15 protein-coding genes and 1 riboswitch are annotated in these 20,735 nt (G+C 66.3%); of the genes, 8 read left to right on the top strand and 7 right to left on the bottom strand.

The genetic code is table 11. The annotated features are described in order from the left end of the window. Positions 1-14 precede the first annotated feature (14 nt). Positions 15-674 carry an HAD family hydrolase gene (locus H582_RS0116400; RefSeq protein ID WP_043111467.1) on the bottom strand — a complete coding sequence of 220 codons (660 nt, stop codon included), beginning with the start codon at positions 672-674 and terminating at the stop codon, positions 15-17. Between the two features lie 154 nt (positions 675-828). Beyond that, positions 829-985, bottom strand: a riboswitch (cyclic di-AMP (ydaO/yuaA leader). A 683-nt stretch (positions 986-1,668) separates the two neighbouring features. On the opposite strand from H582_RS0116400, the gene H582_RS0116410 reads away from it, so the two are divergent. The 5 genes from H582_RS0116410 to H582_RS0116430 all read left to right on the top strand — a co-directional run bounded on the left by H582_RS0116410 (position 1,669) and on the right by H582_RS0116430 (position 5,418). After that, positions 1,669-2,082 carry a phage holin, LLH family gene (locus tag H582_RS0116410; protein ID WP_028599381.1) on the top strand — a complete coding sequence of 138 codons (414 nt, stop codon included), beginning with the start codon at positions 1,669-1,671 and terminating at the stop codon, positions 2,080-2,082. 139 nt (positions 2,083-2,221) lie between these two features. Continuing rightward, the gene (locus H582_RS0116415; RefSeq protein WP_028599382.1) at positions 2,222-2,578 is read left to right on the top strand and encodes a transcriptional repressor; all 357 of its coding nucleotides are present in this window, start codon (positions 2,222-2,224) and stop codon (positions 2,576-2,578) included. Positions 2,579-2,846: 268 nt separating this feature from the next. Continuing rightward, positions 2,847-3,605: an AraC family transcriptional regulator gene (locus H582_RS0116420; RefSeq protein WP_164820117.1), complete on the top strand. Its 759-nt coding sequence runs from the start codon at positions 2,847-2,849 to the stop codon at positions 3,603-3,605. Between the two features lie 87 nt (positions 3,606-3,692). Beyond that, positions 3,693-3,974 (top strand): GNAT family N-acetyltransferase, encoded by a 282-nt coding sequence (locus tag H582_RS0116425; protein ID WP_028599384.1) that lies wholly within the window; start codon positions 3,693-3,695, stop codon positions 3,972-3,974. 358 nt (positions 3,975-4,332) lie between these two features. Then, positions 4,333-5,418 carry a tetratricopeptide repeat protein gene (locus H582_RS0116430; protein ID WP_028599385.1) on the top strand — a complete coding sequence of 362 codons (1,086 nt, stop codon included), beginning with the start codon at positions 4,333-4,335 and terminating at the stop codon, positions 5,416-5,418. 106 nt (positions 5,419-5,524) lie between these two features. Here the strand turns inward: H582_RS0116430 and modB are convergent, their stop codons facing one another. Next, the gene (modB, locus tag H582_RS0116435) at positions 5,525-6,226 is read right to left on the bottom strand and encodes a molybdate ABC transporter permease subunit (RefSeq protein ID WP_028599386.1); all 702 of its coding nucleotides are present in this window, start codon (positions 6,224-6,226) and stop codon (positions 5,525-5,527) included. After that, entirely contained in the window at positions 6,223-7,119 is an 897-nt protein-coding gene (gene modA / locus H582_RS0116440; protein ID WP_028599387.1) for a molybdate ABC transporter substrate-binding protein, read from the bottom strand. Before modA ends, modB begins: the two co-directional genes overlap by 4 nt. A gap of 151 nt (positions 7,120-7,270) precedes the next feature. Here modA and H582_RS0116445 point away from each other — a divergent pair, with 151 nt between their 5' ends. After that, positions 7,271-8,476: a substrate-binding domain-containing protein gene (locus tag H582_RS0116445; protein WP_028599388.1), complete on the top strand. Its 1,206-nt coding sequence runs from the start codon at positions 7,271-7,273 to the stop codon at positions 8,474-8,476. Between the two features lie 291 nt (positions 8,477-8,767). Continuing rightward, on the top strand, positions 8,768-10,315 hold the full coding sequence (locus H582_RS30245; protein ID WP_052333353.1) for an MFS transporter: 1,548 nt from the start codon (positions 8,768-8,770) through the stop codon (positions 10,313-10,315). A gap of 32 nt (positions 10,316-10,347) precedes the next feature. Here H582_RS30245 and H582_RS0116455 read toward each other — a convergent pair whose 3' ends face one another. The 4 genes from H582_RS0116455 to H582_RS0116475 form a co-directional block, all read right to left on the bottom strand. Beyond that, positions 10,348-11,394 (bottom strand): hypothetical protein, encoded by a 1,047-nt coding sequence (locus tag H582_RS0116455; protein WP_028599389.1) that lies wholly within the window; start codon positions 11,392-11,394, stop codon positions 10,348-10,350. Positions 11,395-11,631: 237 nt separating this feature from the next. Continuing rightward, positions 11,632-12,630 carry a TRM11 family SAM-dependent methyltransferase gene (locus tag H582_RS0116460; protein ID WP_028599390.1) on the bottom strand — a complete coding sequence of 333 codons (999 nt, stop codon included), beginning with the start codon at positions 12,628-12,630 and terminating at the stop codon, positions 11,632-11,634. A 368-nt stretch (positions 12,631-12,998) separates the two neighbouring features. After that, positions 12,999-13,556, bottom strand: coding sequence for a CAP domain-containing protein (locus tag H582_RS0116470; protein ID WP_028599392.1), 558 nt, complete (start codon positions 13,554-13,556; stop codon positions 12,999-13,001). Next, a complete protein-coding gene (locus H582_RS0116475) occupies positions 13,492-14,607 on the bottom strand; it encodes a CAP-associated domain-containing protein (RefSeq protein WP_028599393.1) in 1,116 nt (371 codons plus the stop codon). Before H582_RS0116475 ends, H582_RS0116470 begins: the two co-directional genes overlap by 65 nt. Before the next feature lie 549 nt (positions 14,608-15,156). On the opposite strand from H582_RS0116475, the gene H582_RS28090 reads away from it, so the two are divergent. Continuing rightward, positions 15,157-20,622 (top strand): S-layer homology domain-containing protein, encoded by a 5,466-nt coding sequence (locus tag H582_RS28090; RefSeq protein WP_164820149.1) that lies wholly within the window; start codon positions 15,157-15,159, stop codon positions 20,620-20,622. Positions 20,623-20,735 lie beyond the last annotated feature (113 nt).

Below are 20,735 nucleotides of genomic sequence, written 5' to 3' on the forward strand. Positions count from 1 at the left end.
TACGGAATATTCGGTCAAATCAGCACATGGCGGTTGAAGTCGATCTGCTCCAGCGAGTCGGCCAGATGGGTGCAGGGGCCGAACTCCAGGCCGCGCGTAATCGCATTCGGCGCGACGACGCAGCGGATGCCGGCCGCATGGGCGGCTTTGGCGCCGTTGGGCGAATCCTCGATCGCGACCGTCTCCTCCGGCTGTACGCCGAGCGCCTCCATCGTCTGCAGGTACAAGGCGGGATGGGGCTTCACCTGCTCCACATCGTCGGCGGTGCGGATGACCTCGAAATAATCCAGCAGGCCGAGCTGAGCGAGAAACTTGACGACCCATTCGCGCTTGGAGCTCGAAGCGAGTCCGATGCGCATGCCTTGGCGGCGCGCTTCGTCGAGGTAGGACTGGACGCCCGGGCGGATCGCCTCCCGCTCCATGAGGCGGGCGTGGCGGAGATGGACCGCGTCGCGGAATTCGGCTTTGTCGATTGGCAGGCCGAGATCGGTCATGAGATATTCGTACGGATTGAAGCGGTGGAGGCTCGTGCCGATGCAGCCGGAGTACATGTCGAGCGACAGGTCGACTCCATGCTCCTTGTAGGCGTCGCGGAAAGCGGTATACCAAGCGGTCTCGGTGTCGATGATCGTCCCGTCGAAATCGAAAATGACGGCTTTAGTCGTTTGGTTCAAATGGATCTGCTCCCTTTCGTCGGTAGGATGGGGGCGGCAGTCCGGCAGAAGCGGGGGCCAGGAACAAAGCTCGGAAGGAGCTCTGCCCGGAGATGAGGATAACGCAAACAGACCCGTTGCAAGGCAAGCGGGCCATGGAAGCATACGCTGATGAGTGACCCATCTCAGGCTGACGAGGTTAGCTGACGGACTCGGGTGGATGGTACCCTACGCTCGCTGCGGCCCGGTGGCCGCGGCGGACGATTCGCCCCTGAAAAGTGGTTTCCCCGCTTCCCGGAAAATGGCTGCCGGGAACTAAGCACAGAACAATCGTACCTGGCTTGAAAAAGATTGTAAAGGGAGGCATCGGCCCAGGAATGGCGTCCGCCCGCAGGGTGTAAGCGCTGTCCGGGAGCTGCTGCGGACGGCGGAATCGGAGCGGCCGGACCGCAGCCCGCAGTCCCGGCCGGGACGAGCCGCCGAACGGCATGGAATGCCGGCCGCTGCGGCAATGGAAGCGCTGCCGGATTGCCTTTGCCGAAACCGCCTTCAACGGGCTGCGGAAGACCGGAGAGAACAGCGTTCCATGCCGGGAGCACGGCAGCGGAAATAAAGCGGATTCCGCATGGAAAAAATTTTTTTCAAAACCGGACGGAACCGCTTCCGGCGGCGAGGATTGACGGCAGATGGAAGAATCCTTTATGGTAGGGGTAAGAACATTTGTTCCCTTTTGTCCCGTTTTATCGCAATAGGGGAAGCGCTCTTTTAAAATGGCGAACAAAGAAGGGAAACGCGAGGCGAAAGCCTAATTCTAGGTACGAGTCCGCGAGACGATTGGCGGCTGGCGAGCCGCAGGCGGCTGCTTCCGAACATGCCGATCGCGGTTATGTCAAGGGTATCTACCCTGCGCCGCGGACGGATGAGAGGAGGCGATGCCGCGACCCGGCCAAAGCCGGAGAGGCAGAAGCGAGCCCTGCTGTGGGCAGACACCTTGAGGAACAAAGGAGAACGGTTCATGATGGAAAACGAAGATTGGCCCCTCTGGGCGTCTTTTGCGGAGGATGTGCTGACGGCGCTGCTGGCGCTTGCCGTCATTGTCATGGTGCCGATTCTGTGCCGGCGCGGCGTCGCGTACTTGACGGCGAGAGTCGGCGAGCAGCAGCGGGTGCTGCTGCACCGCATCGCCGAAGAGGCCGCGGCGCTCGCCGAGTCCGCCTATCCGAACGGCGGCGGGCCGCAGAAGCTGGCCATGGCGATGAAGTATGCGCAGGAGCAGGCGCAGCGTCTCGGCATCCGACCGGGCTCCGAGGTGCTGCGCGCCTCCATCGAGAAGGCCGTCTTGGACTACAATGCCATGATCAAGCCCTGGGAGGGCATCCCGGCATCGGCCGTCATCCGCAGTCCCTACGGGGAAGGCGTGAGCCAGTAGCGGCAGGATCCGAGCAGGGGAAGGAGACGCTGGCGGATTGAAATGGAGCGGAGCGCCGAAGACAGACGTTGCAAAGCTCCCTTGAGTTAATTATAATTATTATCAAATAGAATTAATTCGTGAAGGGAGTAGGTTCGCTATGGCGATCGCGCCGAATGGACGCAATGCTGCCCCGTCGCCCTTGTCTCCTGCCGCTCCGTCCTCTGCCTGCCGCTTGCAGGATGCCGTCGATCAGATCGAGGCGAGAGGCATCCGCCTCAATCCCCAGCGCTATGCGCTGCTTGAATATATCTACACCGCCGACCGCCTTTCCACCGTCGAGCAGCTCGTCCGCGAGCTCCATGTCTCCGGGCATGGCCGCGGAGCGGGAGCGACTGCCGTCTACAGCCAGCTCCGCGTCTTCGAGCGGATGGGGCTCGTGCGCGAGTCCAAAAGGGACGGCGAGGTTCCGTGTTACGGACCCGCTCTTGCCCGCAGCTCCCGTCCCGCAGTCTGACGGTCCAAAGCTTTTTCGTGCCGCTGCTCGTCTTTGGAGCAGCGGCTTTTTCCATTCCTGCCGGATCGCGAGAGGCGGCGCCGAAGGAGGAGACGGGGAGGGAGATGGATGCTGCCGGCAAAACGCCTTTAATTGACAATGAGAATCATTTTCACTAAGATGGAGAAACAACAGGTTGTCGATCGCGCGATGCAGGACATTCTTCAGACAAGGACGGTGGATGCGAATGGGCGCAGGAGAGAAACAGGCCGGACCGCAGGAGTTGCCGATGCCGCGAGGGCTGGACGAGATCTGGTTCAAGCTGCGGGATGCGGCGCCGTTCGGGGCCGCGGGGCTGACTCCGGTACGGCCGGAATGGCAGTCGGACTTTCGGCTCGTCGCCGTGACGGGCGGCCAAGGCATGCTGGCGGCCGGAGACCGTGCCGTGCCGCTGCGGAGCGGCGTCGTCTACATCAGTCCGCCCGGAGAGAACCTCCGCGCGGATGTCGCTTCCGCCTATCGGCTGGAGATGTACGTGTTCCGGTTCCAGGCGCTGACGCCGGACGAGACGGACAGCGGAGCCGTGCCGCTGCCGCGCCATGCTCCGGAGATTCCGCTGTCGGGCGAGCCTCTTCCGTACCCGGCGACGGCGCTCGTGTCGCTGTGCAAGACCGTCTGCGCATGCAGGAGCAGCCTGGATCCGCTGGAGCGGTTCCGCGGGCAGACCGTCTTCGAGGATCTGCTGCATCGGCTGTTCAAGGAAGCGCTGAGCGGGTCGGAGCAGCAGCTCGACGCGGCGCTGGAGACGGTCCGGACCTACATCGAGCAGCATTACGAAAAGGAAGTTACCGTGAAACGGCTGGCGGAGATGTCCCGCATCAGTCCCCGCCACCTGATGCGCCTTTTCAAGGAAAGCTACGGCATGACGATCGGCGAATACACGAAGGAGCTGCGGCGGGCGGGAAAGCGCCCGGCGGGCATGCTTGCCCGCAGCGCGCTTGCCGAGCGCTACCTGCTGCCGGAAGCGGCGGGCCATCGGTTCGGCTGAGCGATCCTGACTAAGACCGGCCTTCTCGGGGTATGACATAAGGGAAGGCGGGAGCCGCACCGGCGCCGCCCAAAGGAGGAATCGTCCATGGCTGAACCAGCGCCGGAAAAATCGGGCAACGGCTACGTCATCCGCGAGGGCGGAGAGCCGATCGGAGAGATCACCTACGCCCCTGCTGCAAGCGGCAAAGTATGGATCGTCGACCACACGTACGTATCGCCCTCGCATCGGGGACGGAGCCTGGCGGCGAGCCTGCTGCAGGCCGTCGTGGACGAGGCGCGCCGCGAAGGCGTCAAGATCGAGCCGGCCTGCTCGTATGCGGCCGCTCAGTTCAAGCGGCGCAAGGACTACGCCGACCTGCTCGCCTGAAGGCGAGCGGATGGCAACGGACGGCCGCCGCCATAGGCCGGCGGAACGTTGCATCGGCTGCGGCCGGACCGGATCATCCGGGTCCGGCTTTTTGCCGTTCGCTCCGCAAAACGCGGCTGGAACAGCTGCTGGGGCGGAGGGCCGGAGCCGGCTGCAACAAACGGTATTTTCCGTACGTCTACTTAGTGGAATCTCCCAGTATCCGCATTCATCCCCGGCTATGGTATAATAGACGGGATATTGTCCCGGCAGCGGCCCGGAAGCCTGGCTTGCGCCAGCATGGAGCGCTGCGACTGGGGAAGCAGAGAGGAAGGAATTCGACATGCAAAATCAAACTTCCCCGCAAGAAGCAGGGACATTGAAACCAGGAATCGAGAACTTATTCTCCATCATATCCGGCGAGATCGAGAAGCGGACGGAGCTTGCCGGCGAACAGGGCGATGCCCTGAACGGCCTGCTCGAGGAAGCTCGCCAAGCGATCGCCGGCGAAGACTACGCCGCCGCCGAGACGCATCTGGGCGGCATCGTCGAGCGCGAGCCCGAGCTGGGCGCGGCCCAAGCGGCCGTGCTGTACGCGCTCATTGCCCAAGAGAAGTGGGAGGCGTTCGAGGAGCGGGAGAAGGCGCTGCTGCAGACGGCCTCCAACGCCGACGAGCAGGCGGACATCCAGGCGATGGTCGCCAACCTGCTCGGAGAGCTCGGCCATTACGGCCGCGTCGTGGAGCGCCTCGAGGCGCTCGTCGCCGAGCATCCAGAGCGCAAGTCGGGCTTTGCCGCCCTGCTGTCCGCAGCGTACATCCGGACGGGCCGCGAAGCGGATGCCTGGAGCGTCGTCGAAGAAGCGCTGCCGGCCGAGGGCGAGGAAAAGCCGGAGCATCTGCCGCTGCTCGTCGCTCAGATCAACCGCGTCATCGACCTTAAAAAATGGGACCGCTGGTCCAAAATCCAGCCGCGCGTCCGCCGCTTCCTGAAGTCGCTGGAGCAGGGCGACGATCTCGTCCGCGCCCGCATCGTGCTGCTGCTCGAGTGCCAGTCCTACATGCAGGCGGGACGCTTCCGCGAGGCCGAGCTGTTCGCAGAGCTCGTCTACGGCATGGACAGCAAGAGCGAGGAGATCCGCGAGCTGCGCAAGCAGATGCAAGAGATGCACGCGCTCAGCAAGGAGCTCGAAAAGCTTCAGAAGGACACGGCCGTCCACCCGGCCATCGTCATCCGCAACATGGAATGGTACTATGGCGAGTTCAACGAGGAAGCCGCCGCCGGCCTTCGCGCCCAGCTGCCGGCCGAAGTGCTGAGCCGCCTGGATGCCGATCCGGAAAAGCTCATGCACGGCATCCTGCAGCTGCGCTTCCGCTACCCGGCGTTTTACCGCCGCTACCAGGAAGAATGGCAGGAAGTATACAAGCAGAAACAGGCTGAGCTGGCTCAGCCGACCGGCAAGTAAAGCGAAGCCAAGATCAATAGGACGGGCCATGCAGAGCGGAAAGCTCTCTGCATGGCCCGTCTTTTTTGGCTTCTTGCGGAGGAAGGCATGTCGGCAGAGACGCCGATCAGCGGGAGCGGCGGTCGGACGGCGAGCCGGGGCGGATGCCTCCTGTGCAGAGCAGCAGGACGAAGGAGAAGGCCACGATGGCGGCAGTCCACGCCCAGGCCATGCCGGTCTGTCCGCTGTCGACGGCGACATAGATGGCCGTCGGCACCGTCTGCGTCACGCCCGGGATGTTGCCGGCGATCATGAGCGTCGCTCCGAACTCCCCGAGGCTGCGGGCGAAGCCGAGCACGAAGGCGGCGAGCAGCGAGCGGTATGCGAGCGGTAGGGCGACGTAGCGCAGCACCTGGAGCTCGCTGGCCCCGGCGGACCGGGCAGCCTGCTCCAGGTCGGCATCGATGGAGGCGAAGCCGGTTTTCATCGTCTGGTAGACGAGCGGAAACGATACGACGACCGAGGCGATGACCGCGGCCCACCAGGTGAAGACGAGCGGCGACGAGAAGACGGCCTCGATCAGCCGCCCCGCCCAGCTACGGCGGCCGAGTCCGACGAGCAGCACGAAGCCGACGACGGTCGGCGGCAGCACGAGCGGCAGCAGGAACGCCGTCTCGACGAGCAGCTTGCCGCGCAGCCGCGTCCGGGACATCCAGCGCGCGGCAGCCGTGCCGGCGAAGAGGGCGGCGATCGAGGCGAGCAGCGCGACTCGCAGCGAAAGCAGAACGGGAGGCCAGAAGGCCTCCCAGTCGATGGCAGATAAACTCATGGCGCTTCGGAGAAGCCGAAGCTGCGGAACACGTCCAGCGCCTCCGCAGAGCGGAGATAGTCGAAGAAGGCCGCGGCTTGCTCGGGATGCTCGCTCTCGGCGAGCACGGCCGCCGGGTACAGGATCGGCGAGTACGCGGCGGGATCGACCTCAAGGGCGATTTTCGCCTTGTCCGAGCCGAGCGCATCGGTCTCATAAACGAAGCCGGCATCGGCGTTGCCCGTCTCGACCATCTGCAGCACGGCCTTGACGTCCTTGGCCTGCACGAGCTTGTCCTTGAGGGCATCCCACAGTCCGGCGCTGTCAAGCGCCTGCTTGGCGTATTGGCCGGCCGGGACGCTCTCCGGGATGCCGACGGCGATGCGGGAGTATGCCGCGTCCTGGAGAGCATCCAGGCCGCTCGGCGCCAGCGTGCTGTCCTTGGAGACGGCAAGCACAAGCTTGTTGGCCAGCAGATCGGCCGAATGGGCGGCGTCCACGAGCCCGGCGTCGGAGAGAGCCTTCATGTTCTTGGTGGAGGCGGACAGGAAAAGATCGGCGGGAGCGCCTTGCTCGATCTGCTTCTGCAGCGTGCCGGAAGCGCCGAAATTGAAATTCAGCTCGATGTTCGGGTTCGCGGCTTCGAACGCGGTCTCGATCTGGCCGAGCGCCCCGGTCAGGCTGGCGGCGGCGGAGACGGTCAGCTGGACGGGTTCGGCGTCCGCCGGAGAAGCCTGCGGCGACGGCTCCGTGCTGGCGGCGGCGGACGGAGCCGGGGAGGCGGTGGCGGCAGCCCCGCTGTCCGTGCGGTTCGAGTCGGAGGCTTGTCCGCAGCCGGCGAGCAGCAGCGCGAATGCGAGCGCCAGGAAGAAGGCGCTTTGGAACGGGAAGGCAAAACGGCGGTATCGGTTCATCTCTCTTACTCCCTCTAATCCATATGGTTTTGTTATATCTAGATATAATTAGTATGATTATATAGAGGGGGAGAGCCGTTGTAAATGAGCCGATTCGATCTATGGTAAACTGGAGATCGACACTATCGCTGAAAGCCGGGGAGATACCGCCATGCCGGATGAATCCTATACGACCGAAGACATCGCCCGCCTGCTGAAAATATCGAAGCTGACCGTCTATGATCTCATCAAAAAGGGGGCGCTGTCCGCCTACCGGGTCGGCAAGCAGATGCGAGTGGACGCTTCCGACCTGGAAGCCTACAAGCAAAAAGCCAAGGAACGGGAAGCCGGCGCATCGGCGTATGGCGCGCGTTCGGACAAGCCTGGGCCAGGCGCGCAGCGGGACCGGACAGGGACGGGCGTGCACTCGGACAGGGCCGGATTGGCGTACCCGGACCGGACAGGGCTGGACATGCACTCGGACAGGATCGGGCAGGGAGTTTACTCGGACCGGACAGGTCCGGGCGTGCACTCGGACAGGCCCGGATTGGCGTACCCGGACCGGACAGGGCTGGGCACGTCGTTGGACCCGACAAATCCGGCCGCGTCGATCGGGACGCCCCGGGGAGAAATCGGCAGCTTCGAGGCCGCACGTCCGCTGGCGGCATTCGAGCCTGCGCATACGGTCGTCCTGACCGGACAGGATCCCGGCATGGACTTGCTTGCCGCTTATTTGTCCCGGGCGGGCTTTCGGCCGCTCCGTTCCCATAAGGGAAGCCTCGACAGCCTGATCGACCTGTACCAGGGAGCCTCCGACGTCGTCAGCACCCATCTGTGGGACGGAGATACGGATACGTACAATCTGCCTTATATCCGCAGGCTGCTTGTCGGAGCGCCATTGATCGTCGTCAATCTGCTCGTCCGGCCGGCCGGGCTGTACGTCGCCCAAGGCAATCCGCTCGGCCTGACGGGCTGGGGCGATCTCGGCCGGAAGGGCTTGCGCATCGTCAATCGGGAGCGCGGCGCCGGAGCGCGGGTGCTGCTGGACGAGCAGCTGCGGCTGCACGGCCTGGCGGCCGACGGCATTGCCGGGTATGACCGATGCGTGAACAGCCATCTGGAGATTGCGGCGGCCGTCGCTTCCGGGGAAGCGGATGCCGGAGTCGGCATGGCGAAGGCGGCGGAGCTTGTCGGCGGACTTGATTTTCTGCCGCTCATCCAGGAGCGGTACGATCTCGTCGTCCTCCGGACGAAAGCGAACGAACGGCTGCTCGCGGAGCTGCGCCGCGTCCTGGAGCTGCCGGCTTTTCGCAAGGAGCTGGGCGCCATTACGGGCTGCGACGTGAGCCGGACCGGAACCGTCTGGCTGGAGGCTTGAGCGGAAGGGCCGGCGAAGGAAGACGAAAAGGCGGCGGCCCGTGCCGAGAATGCGAACGCGGTCGACGAAGAATTGAGCATGGCCGCATGGCGCGCCCCCGCGGGGCGCGCTTTTTTGTTCTCGGATGGCATGAATCCACGGGAAGAAGAAGCTCGGGATCATGCGTGTCGAATCAAAACGGCATTGACACGCAAAGCCTGCCTTCCGTATGATGACTTTATAAAGAAAAATATTTATAAAGTTAAGGCGTGGATCAAGCAGTCGGTTCAGCCGAAAAGGAGCAGGTCACCTATGAATCAACCGCGACAATTCCGCTGGCTTTGGGCGGGCCAGAGCATCTCCAATCTGGGCGACGCGCTCTACCTGCTGGCGATCGTGACGATCGTCTACAAGCTGACCGGCTCGGCGCTGTTCTCCTCGCTCGTGCCGCTCGCGCGAGTGGCAGGCCAGCTGGCCTGCGGCGCAGCCGCGCCGATCGTGATGGACCGCTGGCCGCTGACGAGGCTCATCAAGCTCTCTCAGCTGCTGCAGGTGCTGCTGTTCCTCATGCTGCTGCTCGCCGTGCGGGGGCTGACCGAGGACGGCATCGGCTACGTGCTCGTCCTGATCGGGCTGCTGAGCTTCACCGACGGAATCACGACGCCGGTGCGCAATGCGCTCGTGCCCCGGTATGCCGGCAAGAAGCAGCTGCTGCGCGCGAACGGCCTCATGTCGACGACCGACCAGATCGTCATGATGGCCGGCTGGGCGGCCGGGGGAATCATCGTCGCTTGGCTCGGAGCCTCGCCGGTCCTGAACGCGACGCTCGGCATCTATGCTGCCGCGCTGTTCATGACGCTGCGCCTGCGCGAACCGGAAGGCGCAGGAACGGGAGAGGGCGCGAAAGCGGACGGAGGCGTAGCGGCGGCTAGCGGCACGAAAGCGGACGTGGACGGAGCGGCGGCTAATGGCGCGAAAGCAGACGTGGACGGAGCTGTGGCTAGCGGCGCAAAAGCGGAAGCGGGCGTAGCAGCGGCTAGCGGAATGAAAGCAGATGTGGACGGAGCGGCGGCTAGCGGCACGAAAGCGGACGCAGGCGTTCGCAAGGAAGCAGACGCGAGGAGCGATGCTGGAGCCGAATGGAGCGAGAGCGCGCAGGCTCAGCGCCGCGGCGGCTCTGGGACGAAGCTGGAGAACGGCGCATGGGCCTCGATCCAAGAGGGCTGGCGGAACATCTGGCGCAATCCGGTGCTGCGGCTCATCTTTTTCATCGAGACGATCGAAGGCACGGTTAGCGCGACGTGGATCGGAGCGCTGCTGCTCGTGTATGCGACGGAGCAGCTCGGCTCCGGCACGCAATGGTACGGCTTCATCAACGCCGGCTACTTCGCCGGCTGCATCGCGGGCGGACTGCTCGTCGTCGCCTTCACGCGGCGGCTGTCCCGCCAGCCGGCGCTGTCGATCGCGGCGGGCGCGGGCTTGATGGGACTGTTCACGCTTGCTTTCGCCTGGACGACGGCTCCGCTGCTGGCGCTGGCGCTCGTCGTGCTGATGGGGCCTCCGCAGCAGCTGCGCGAGGTGACGAGACGGACCGTATTCCAAAAGGTCTGTCCGCCGGAGCAGCTGCCCAAGGTCATGAGCGCCGAGAACACGCTTGTCTATTCATTGTTCGGCCTGTCGGTCGTGCTGCTGTCCTGGATGGCGGATCGCTGGGGAGTCGGAGCCGTCTATGCGATGGCCGGCCTGTTCTACCTGACGACCGCGATTCTAACGGCGCTGTTCCGGCATCGGATTGATGCTGCCGCCCGGGAAGCGGACGCTGCGGAGGCCGCCGCCGAGGCCGAAGCGGCTGCCGGATAGGGACGCGGCAAACGGAGCGGCCGCCGAGCCGCTCACCCGGCCTTGACGCCGTAGCCGGCCAGCTGGCGGCGGGCCTGCTCGGCGATGGCGGAATACTGCCGCTCGAGCTCGACAATCGCCCGCCACTGAGCGAGCAGCTGCGAGCCGCTGCCGAGCATCGAGCCGAGCGCGCGTTCGACGAGCGCGGCGTCGCCTTTGCGGGCGGCGGCGGAGAAGTCCTTGATCGCGTCCCGGAGCGCCGCCTCGGGAATGCGGGCGGAAGCCTTGCGGACGCGCAGCGTATCGTTCAACGGCTCCAGGCCGGCAAGCGTCTTGCGGACGTCGGCGATTTTGGCCGAGCGGGCGCGGCGCAGCTCCTTGAGCTGATCCTCCTGCAGGCGCACGGCCTGGCGGGCGAGCTGCACGCCGCTTTTCATCAGATCGGCCTGCAGCCGCAGCGCCTTGGCCATCTCTTTGCTGCCGGCGCTGCGGCTGCGCTGGCCGAGCGCCGTATAGCCGGCGTAGAGCGGCTCATAGACGCTCTTGGCCTTGGCGATGCGCGCCTGCTGGACGCGGATCGCCTCGTCGTCGATGGCGGTCGCGGCTTGGCGCACCGCCGTCGCCAGCTTGGCCGCAGCCGCATGCGCGTCCTGCGCCTGCTTGCGAGCGGCGTCAAGCTCCTGCAGCTGGGCGGCGTACTGCCGCCTGCGGTCGTTCATCCGCTTGGCCGCTTCCGGCGAAGCCTTGGCGGCGGTCTTTTCGAAGGCGGCCTGCGCGCTTGGGCTGATCTCGATCGAGGAGGCGGCTGCCGGCGCGGCAGGGAGCACGAGCAGCAGAAGCAGCAGGAGCGGAACGGAAAGGAGCGGGCGAAGACGGCCCGTACGGGCCGGGTCGCGCTTGGCGGACGGGGACGCCGGGACATCGGCAAGAGAAGCGGGCGAGGCGGCGACAGAGGACGGCGGAGAGCCGGCGGCAAGCGCAGAGAAAAGCGGGCCATGGAGCGGAAGCGGAGACGGCTCGGGCGCAATCGGGACGGGACGGCGGACGCGCTTCGGACGGGCGGGGACGCGTCTCGGACGGACGGCAGAAAACAACGGCATGGGCAAGAACCTCCTCTGGAATCGCCCCTTGCAAGGCGAATCGGCATTCGCCGTCCTCTGACGGCGATGCAGCTTCGCTGGCGAGAAAGACAAGCTCGGCAAGCGGCTGAGCCTGTCTGTCAACGCAAAAAGCACCGCAGCAAAAAGGCTCGAGTCGAGCCCAATGCTGCGGTGCTTCCGCATGCTTGGAGCGTACGTATGTTCGTGAAATCACTATACCAAGGCCGGCGGAGGCTGTCAACCGTCTTCGAGGCAAAGATGGAACAGCCGGACGAAATGCCCTTTGGTCAGCCTCGCGGTCGCCTCGATGCGGAAGCCGGCCTCTCGGACGATCGCCTCGATCGGCTCGGTCGTGACGACGACGGCGCGACCGGACAGCCGGCGCAGCGCGCGCAGCATGCCGAGCTGCTCCTCCGGCGGGGAGACGGAGCAGAGATTGTACGGCAGGTCGAGCACGGCGGCGTCGAAGGCCCCGCCGAGCGCGCGCATGTCGCCGATGGAGACGAGCTCCTCGGCATGGCCGAAATGCCGCAGGTTCTCCCGCGCTCCGACGGCGGCGAGCGGGTTGAGGTCGTTGCCGCGGCAGGAGAAGCCGAGCGAGAGCGCCTCCAGCAGCACGGTGCCGATGCCGCAGCACGGATCGACGAGCGAGCTGCCGGCCGGCTCGCCGGGAGCGGCGATGTTGACGGCGGCGCGCGCGGCGCGCGTCGGCAGCGCGGTGGAATATTGGCGCGGCTTGTCCTGATGCCGCAGCCAGAGCGGCTCCGCCTCGGCCAGCTCGCCGGCCAGCCAGCGGCCTTCGTGCCGGGTGAGTCCGTAGACGACATCCGGCCGCTTGAGCTCCGGCTCGCCGGTGACGGCGAGGCCGAGGGCTCGTTCCAGCTCAAGGCGGCGGCGGTCGGGATGCTGGTCCGGCGCCCCCGTTTTCACATAGCGGGCTCGAAACAATCGCTCTCCCGGCGAAAGGACGGCTCCGGCCAACTCCAGCAGCTCCGGCTCGGAGGCGGCGTCGGCGCGGATGTCCAGGCGCTGCTTGAGGAACGGGCTGCGGCTCGGATCGAGGCGGCGGGCATGGCGGAAGGCGCGGCTGTCCGGCGTCATGAGGAAGCCGGGGAACAGGCAGGCGAGCTCGAGCGCGCACAGCTCGGCCTCGGATTCGTGGCAGGCATAGACGTAGAGAAAGTCGCCGGCGATGGGCGCAGAGCCTTTGCCGGGACGGGATTCGGTCGGATTCATAGAAGGCGGTTCCTTTGCGTATGTCGTTCGGGGCGCTTCGCCGCCGATGCTTCATTGTACCTCGCCGGGGGGAGGGGAGGCCAGCGGCGGACGGGGCGCAGGAGGATGAGGAGGCGGACTTGCGGGACGGAGGGGAGGAGCGGGCGGAAGCGCGTTGCTGGGAACACGGAGGGATGAAGGAGGGACGAGGGAGGGATGAAGGAGGGATGAAGGAGTGAAAAAGGAGGGAAAAAGGAGTGAAAAAGGAGGGACGAAGGAGCGGAGAAAGCGGAAAGACCCGCGGCCCATCGGGGCGGCGGGTCTTCGGAATGCCTGGGAGGGCTTGCGGCAAGGCGTGAGGCAAAGGTCTGTGGCAGGGCCGGGAAGGCTTACGGCTTGTAGAAATTCTGCGTATAGCGATAGTCGTAGACGCCTACGCCGAGATTCGTGTAGCTTTCCGCTAGCATCGCTTTGCGGTGGCCAGAGGAATTGAGCCAGCCGTTATGCGCCTCGATGGCGGAACGGTAGCCGTAGGCGATGTTCTCGGCGGCCGCGACGTAGCGGATGCCTTCGGCCTTCATCCGGTCGAACGGGCTGATCCCGTCCGGATCGGTATGGCTGAAATAATCGCGCTTGGCCATGTCGGCGCTATGCTTGCGGGCCGCAAGGGCCGCCGTGTCGTCCCAGGCCAAGGCATGGAGGCCGCGCTTGGCGCGCAAGGCGTTGGTCAGATCGAACACCTGCCGCTCATAACCGGAAGCGAGCGCCTCGGCGGCCGGCTCGGGACCGGAAGGGGCGCCGGCAACGACGAGCACGGCGTCGAGCTTGCCTTCGTCGAGCGTATCGAGATAAAACGTCGTGCGGATGCCTCCGGAAGCAAAGCTATGCGTCTTGGCGGATCCTTCGATCTTCTGACCGGAAGCCTGCTGGAGCGCGGCGGCGCTCATGCCCGGACGAAGCGTCTTCCACAGGCCGCCGCCGTCCTCGTAGGACGCCGCCGTCCTCGTAGGACGCCGGGGAGCCGGAATAGAGGGCGACGACCTTGCCGCCGGCCACGCCAGCCTGCATGTAGCGGCTGTAGTCCTTGTTGTAGACGTACCAGGTGAAGCCTTCGAGCGCGGGGGCCTTGCGGTCCGGAGCTCCGAGCGCTTGCAGCAGCGACGCTTCGCTGTCGCCAAGCTGGATGCCGCGCAGCTGCGGCCCGGCCGCGGCTGTCGCCGGAGCCGGCGTAGCCGAAGGCGACGGCGAGGCGGACGGCGAGGCGGAAGAAGCAGGCGATGCGGATGGCTTCGGCGAGGCCGAAGGAGCAGGCGAAGCCGAAGGCGCAGCGGATGGGGCCGGAGAGGCGGACGGCTGCGCCGGGTAAGCCTGGAGCATGCGGCGGAGGAGGGCGACCGCCTCCGCGCGGGTCAGCGTGCTGCCGCTCTCGTAGCCGGCAGCCGTCGACGCCGTGCGCCCGCTCGCGATGCCTTCCGCGAGCAGCCAGGCCACGGCGTCGGCTTCGCCTCCGGAGCGCCCGGCGACGGAGGCCAGCAGCCGCGCGGCCTCGCCCCGCGTATAGCGGGCGGCCGGCTGCGCGGCATGGAACGCTGCCCAGCCTTCGGCGGCGGCAGCGGCATAATACGGCGCGTGCCAGGCCGCGCCGGAGGCTGCGCCCGCGGCAGGCGAGGCGCCGTAGGCGCGCGCCGCCAGGGCGAGGAACTCCGGCTCGCTGAGCGCAGCCGAGGGCCGGAAGCGGCCGTTGCCGTCGCCTTGGGCGAAGCCGGCGGCGACGGCCCAGGCGATGTCGCCGGCGGCCCAATGCTTGGCGGGGACATCGGCGAAGCCGGCTCCTTGCGCGGCGGCGGACGAAGGAGCGGCGACGCTGCCGGCGAGCAGGGAGGCGACGAGCAGGGAGGCGACGAGCAGGGCGGCTGCCGCGACGCGGACAGGATGCTGGCTCTGCGGGGAGCCCGCGAGGGTGGCGGATGGGCCGAAGAGGTTGCTGAAGAGGTTCATCAAATCTGATCTTCCTTTCTGGATGCGGGAATGGATGTCCATTGGACGCGCGGGACAGGCCGAGGTCGTGCGGAGTGGATCTAATTACTCCAAAAGTCCCGGTTGCGGAGGGAGTTCCAACGCGGTAGCCCGAAAAAAACGGGCTGCAGGAGCCGGGAGGCCGAAATCCGAGGCCGTAACCCGAAAAAAACGGGCTGCAGGAGCCGGGAGGCCAGAATCCGACGCCGTAACCCGAAAAAAACGGGCTGCAGGAGCCGGGAGGCCAGAATCCGAGGCCGTAACCCGAAAAAATCGGGCTGCAGGAGCCGGGAGGCCGAAATCCGACGCTGTAACCCGAAAAAATCGGACTGCAGGAACCGGGAGGCCAGAATCCGACGCCACAGCCCGAAAAAAACGGGCGGCGTCCTTTTACCGTTTCTCCATCTGCTTCTGACGCCCGGCTAACAAAAGTTCTTTAGCCTAGTAAAGATTGGGTTCGAGATGGAGAGACATCGGATCGCGGACGGGCGGGATGGACAAGCCTGCTGCGACAAGAGGAGGAACAGGAACGTGCCGAAGGAAGAGCGGCGCCAAGGGCTCCAGGCGCAGGGATGGATGACAGGGAATAGGGAGGCTTCCGCCGGAGGTACCGACTCCCGAATCGGCGAGGCTTCTGGCGAAAAGGCGGCGGCAGTCGCCGCTTGCTCCATGCGGGACGGCCGCCGTCAGCAGGACGGGCAGAGCTCCATGCGGGACGGCCGCCGTCAGCAGGACGGACAGCGTTCCGTGCAGGCTGAGCCGCACAGGACGCTCAGCCTGCGCGGCCTGCAGCGCCGCCTGCGGCGCATGCCGTGGCGCAAATGGCTCGCCGGCGGACTCGCCGCGAGCCTGATCGCGGGCCTGCTGCCCGTCGCCGGCCCGCTGCCGCAAGCGGCGGCAGCCCCGGCTCCGAACGGCGGCTCGCTGTCGCCGGTCATCGTGACGGAGATCGTGCCCGACAACGTCGGGACCGACGTGTATGAATTTTTTGAGCTGCACAACGTCAGCGCCGCTCCGCAGGATGTGACGGACGCGCTGTACTACCGCTATACGGCCAGCAGCTCGCCGGATCTGAAGTTCAGCCTCCCGGCGAATACCGTGCTTGCCCCCGGCGAGACGAAAGTGTTCTGGAACAATACGGAAAAGAAGGCGCTGGCTGCTTTCAATTCCTTCTACAAGACGGAGCTGGCCGAAAGCCAGGTCGTCTCCCTGCCGGCCCAGACCGGCGGGTTCTCGGCGTTCGCCAACGACGGCAACCGCGCCGTCGTCGTCAAGAGCGAAGGCCAGGACCTGGCGATCGCCGCGTACTTGAAGGCTGACATCAGCAGCAGCGGGACGACTCTCGATGTCCACTACCAAGCCTCCCGAACGGCCGAGCAGGGCAAATACGCCGTGCTGGCCGTGCCGACGCCGGGCTCGGTCGAGGCGGGCCAGCTGATCGCGCCGCCGCCGCCCGTCGTGCCGGGCCAGCCGGTCCTCGCGCATGAGCCGGCTGCGTCCGCCAAGGGCGGACAAGCGCTGCCGATCGTCGCGCAGGTGGCGGACGGCGACGGCCAGCCGCTCCAGACGGCGACAGCGGCCGTCTATTACCGCACGGTCAACCAGTCCGTGTACAAGAGCGCGGCGCTGCGCCCTGCGGACGGCGGCGGCACCGCGTTTGCAGGCAGCATCCCGGCGGCGGCCGTCGCCGAGGAGACGCTGTACTACTACATCCAGGCGGACAACGGCGGGGTCAAGGGCACGACTCCTGCCGCCGCGGTCCAGGTCGAGCTGCCGCAGGCCGATCCCGACCGCGTGCCGCCGCTGCTCGTCACCGAGGTGACGCCGGATACGGCGAACATCGGCGGCTCCGACGGCTACGAGTTCATCGAGATCTACAACAATACGGATCGCGAGCTCGATTTTGGCGATTACAAGCTCTACTACCGCTATCCGGAAAAAGGGCCGGAAGCCGACGTCGTCTGGGCGAGCGATCCGGAGCAGGTCACGATTCCGGCGCAGAGCGCCATCGTGCTGTGGGTCATCAATGCGGCCAACGGCTCGGCGACGGCCGCCCAGTTCAACGCGAACTTCGGCAGCTCGCTCGTCGAAGGGCAGAACCTGTTCCGCGTGCACAGCGCCGGCATGGCCAACGGCTCGCCGCGTGCGCTCGTCATCGGCACGAACGCGCATGTCGACATCGCATCCGCTTCCTATGAGGCGGCGGACGTCAAGGCGGACAAGGGCATCCAATACCGCTACCCGACGCTCGGCGGCAAGGACATGCTGAATCTCGGCCCGGCCGCGGCCAAGTCGACCCCCGGCAGCGTAGAGCCGTGGCAGCTGCCCGCCCGTCCGGTCCATGCGGCCGACGACGCGGCTGCGCCGGCGCTGCTCGACCGCACCGGCGTCGCCGAGGCGGACGCGTCCAAGGACCTCGACATCCGGCTCGAGGCGGAGGACGAGAGCGGCATCAAGTCCGTCCGGCTCCAGTACCGCACCGACAAGAGCGATTGGGCGAGCTTTTACCTGACGCAGGACTACAACGACACGTACTATCACTACCTCATCCCGGCGGCCGATCTGATCGGCAAAAGCTACGTCGAGTACAAGGCGGTCGCCTCTGACGGCCAGAACCGGACGGAGCTGCCGGCCGTGCGCGTGCCGGTGAAGGATGGCCGCGACAAGTCGCCGCTGCGCCTGAACGTGGCCGAAGGCCAGTTCGTCCGGGGCGTGCAGACGCTCAAGGGCACGGCGGAGCAGCATGCGCCGGGCGAGCTGCAGCTGGCGCTGGACGGCAAGACGGTGACGGAGGGCGTGTACGCCTCGCTCGAGCAGGACGCCTATCTGGCGTTCGACGTCAGCGGCGTCGACTACTATTTCAAGAACGCGGTGACGATCGGCAAAGAGATTCTGTATACATTCATGGATCCGATCCCGTCGTGGCGCACGCTGCTCTATCCGATCGGCCAAGAGCGGCTGAAGGCCGGCGACAACGGCATCTGGATCCGGGTCGGATCCAAGTCCGGTCCGTTCGACGACCGCACGGAGGAAAACAAGGACGACTTCCAGATGCGCAACGTGCGCCTCATCCTGGCGGACGGCACGATCATCTACGATCCGGCTTATGCGGACCGGAGCAAGGTGCTGGAGATGGGCGACAAAGGCAAGATCGAAGGGATCGAGTTCAAGTTCCCGCTGCTCGCCGAGCAGCTGCGCTCCCGCACGTACGCCTGGGATACGACGGCGGAGGCGGACGGCAAGCATGAGATCGTCCTGACGGGTCCGGGGGGCTTGTCGCTCGCCCGCAGCGTCGTCGTGGACAACGCGGCTCCGGTCATCGCGCCGACCGTGGAGGAAGGCCGGACGTACCGCGGCGCCTTCGCGATCGACGCGGCGATTACGGATGCGCTCTCCGGCGTGAAGGCCGCTTCGGTCGCGGCGACGCTGGACGGCAAGCCGGTGAAGCTGCCTTATGCGGCGACCAGCTCCGCGCTGGGCGGCGGCGAGCATGTCCTCATCATCGCGGCCGAGGACAACGCCGGCAACCGGACGGAGCGGACGGTCCGCTTCCTCGTGCCGGACGAGAACCCGCTGGCGCCGGAGCTCGTCGCTCCGCTGCAAGGCGCGGACGTCTCCGGCTCCTCGGCGGAGCTGGCCGTGCGGGTCGCCGACCCGACGGGCGACGAGCTGAGCGTCGGCTTCTACGAGGGCTTCAAGCATAGCGCGGAGCGGAAGGAATCGTTCCGGGCGTACGCCGGCCAGGCGGCCGTCGAGCCGCCGCCGGTGCTGCGGCCGGAAGGCGAGCGCGAGCTGACGGCGGCCGAATACGCCCGCATCGCGTCGGCAGACGGGGACAAGCTGGTGAACGACGCCACGGACGCTTTCCCGTACCACCGCTTCGAGATCAAGCTGGACGCGGCGGTGAAGCCGCAGGACGAGGTCCGTCTGGAGTGGAAGGGAAGCTCGCTCGCGGGCCGCAAGGTGACGCTGTACGCCTGGAGCGCGTCCGCAGCCAAGTGGGAGCGGCTGGCGCAGAACGTGCCGGCGGACGAGGGGCCGTTCGAGCTGAGCGCCTCGGTGGAGGCAGGCGCCTACGCCGTGGACGGAGTCGTGCACGCGCTCGTGCAGGACGAGATCGCTGCCGCTCCGGCAGCCGCAGGCGGCGACGGGCAGGAGGGCGGAGCTGCCGCCACCGCCGCCTCGGGGCGGGGCTATGACTTCTCCTTCGTCTGGATGTCGGATACGCAGTATTATTCCGAGAGCTGGCCTTTCATCTATGAGGGCAATACGAAGTGGGTGCTGGACAACCGCGATGCGATGGACATCCAGTATGTCATCCATACCGGCGACATCGTGGACAAGTCGTACAAGCCCGAGCAGTGGGACAACGCCCAGCGGGCGATGAAGCCGTTCGACGACGCGGGCATGCCGTACGGCGTGCTGGCGGGCAACCATGACGTCGGCCACCAGACCGGCGACTATACGGAGTACGGGAAGCATTACGGCGAGGACCGCTTCAAGGACAAGCCGTACTACGGCGGCTCCTACGAGAACAACCGCGGCCACTACGACCTGATCTCCGCCGGCGGCCAGGACTTCATCATCGTCTACATGGGCTGGGGCATCGGCGAGGAGCAGATCCAGTGGATCGACGGCGTGCTGAAGCAATATCCGGAACGCAAGGCGATTCTCGCCTTCCACGAGTACCTGCTCGTCTCCGGCAACCGCGCTCCGATCGCCGACGAGATCTACGAGCATGTCGTGACGAAGAACAAAAACGTGTTCGCCGTGCTGTCGGGCCACTACCATGACGCCGAGACGAAGATCGACGAGATCGACGACAACGGCGACGGCGTGCCGGACCGCAAGGTGTACCAGATGCTCGCGGACTACCAGGGCGCGGAGATGGGCGGCCTCGGCTACATCCGGCTGATGCAGTTCAACCTCGCGGCGAACCGCGTGGACATCAAGACGTACTCGCCGTATCTCGACGACTACAACTACTACGATGCCGACGTGCATCCTGGCAAGGACGAGTTCAGCCTCGAACTGAACCTGGCCCCGATGGTCAAGCGGGTCGCGACCGACTCGATGACCGCGAGCGTGTACACGCAGACGCCGATCGGCTCCGTGCAAAAGGCCGCGAGCGGCGCTGTCGCGCGCGCGGTATGGACCGGTCTGGCGGACGGGCTGCATCAATGGTATGCCGTCGCCCGCGACGAGCATAGCGGCTATGCGCGCTCCGACATCTGGAGCTTCGCGGCGAAGGGCGGCGCAACGCCGACGCCGAAGCCGACGACAAGCCCGACACCGACGCCGAGCGCCGAGCCGACGCCGGGTACGGGCACCGGGCCGGGACCGATCGCGACGCCGACGCCAAGCGCGAGCCCGACGGCGAGTCCTTCGCCGAGCGCGGCTCCGTCGCCGACGCCGAGCGCCAGCCCGGCTCCAAGCGCAAGTCCTGCGCCGAAGTTCAGCGACGTCGAGCCGGGCCACTGGGCGGTCGGCGCGATCGGCCGCGCGGCAGCGCTCGGCATCGTGACGGGCGACGCGGACGGCCGCTTCCGCCCGGACGCCGGCGTGAGCCGCGCCGAGCTGGCGACGATGCTCGGCCGCGCCCTCGGCTGGCCGGACGGCGGCCGCGCGGACAGCTTCGCCGATGCGGCGAAAATTCCGGCGTATGCCCGCGGCTATGCCGCCCAAGCGGCAGCGGCCGGCATCATCGGCGGCTACGCGGACGGCACGTTCGGGCCGCAGCGCGCGTTGACGCGCGCCGAGCTCGCCGCCGTCCTGGCCCGCGCCGCCGGGCTGCAGACGCCGGCCGGCGCCAAGCCGGACTTCGCCGATGCGGCGAAGATTCCGGCCTGGGCGAAGCCGTACGTGGCGGCCGTGCAAGACGCCGGCCTCATGAACGGCATCGGCGGCGGCCAGTTCGCTCCGGCCCAGCCGGTGACGCGCGCCCAAGCGGCCGCGGCGCTGATCGGGCTGATCGACCTGCGGGCGAACCGCGGCTAAAAGGTGATATTCCGTTGCGGCCTCCCTTTAAACAGGGGAGGCCGTATTTCTGTCTCTAGCATGAAGGAGGCAGGAGTATGTCATCCGATCGACGTATATACTAGAAACAGATA

The sequence above is a fragment of the Paenibacillus pasadenensis DSM 19293 genome, assembly GCF_000422485.1.
Classification (GTDB): Bacteria; Bacillota; Bacilli; order Paenibacillales; family Paenibacillaceae; genus Paenibacillus_O; species Paenibacillus_O pasadenensis.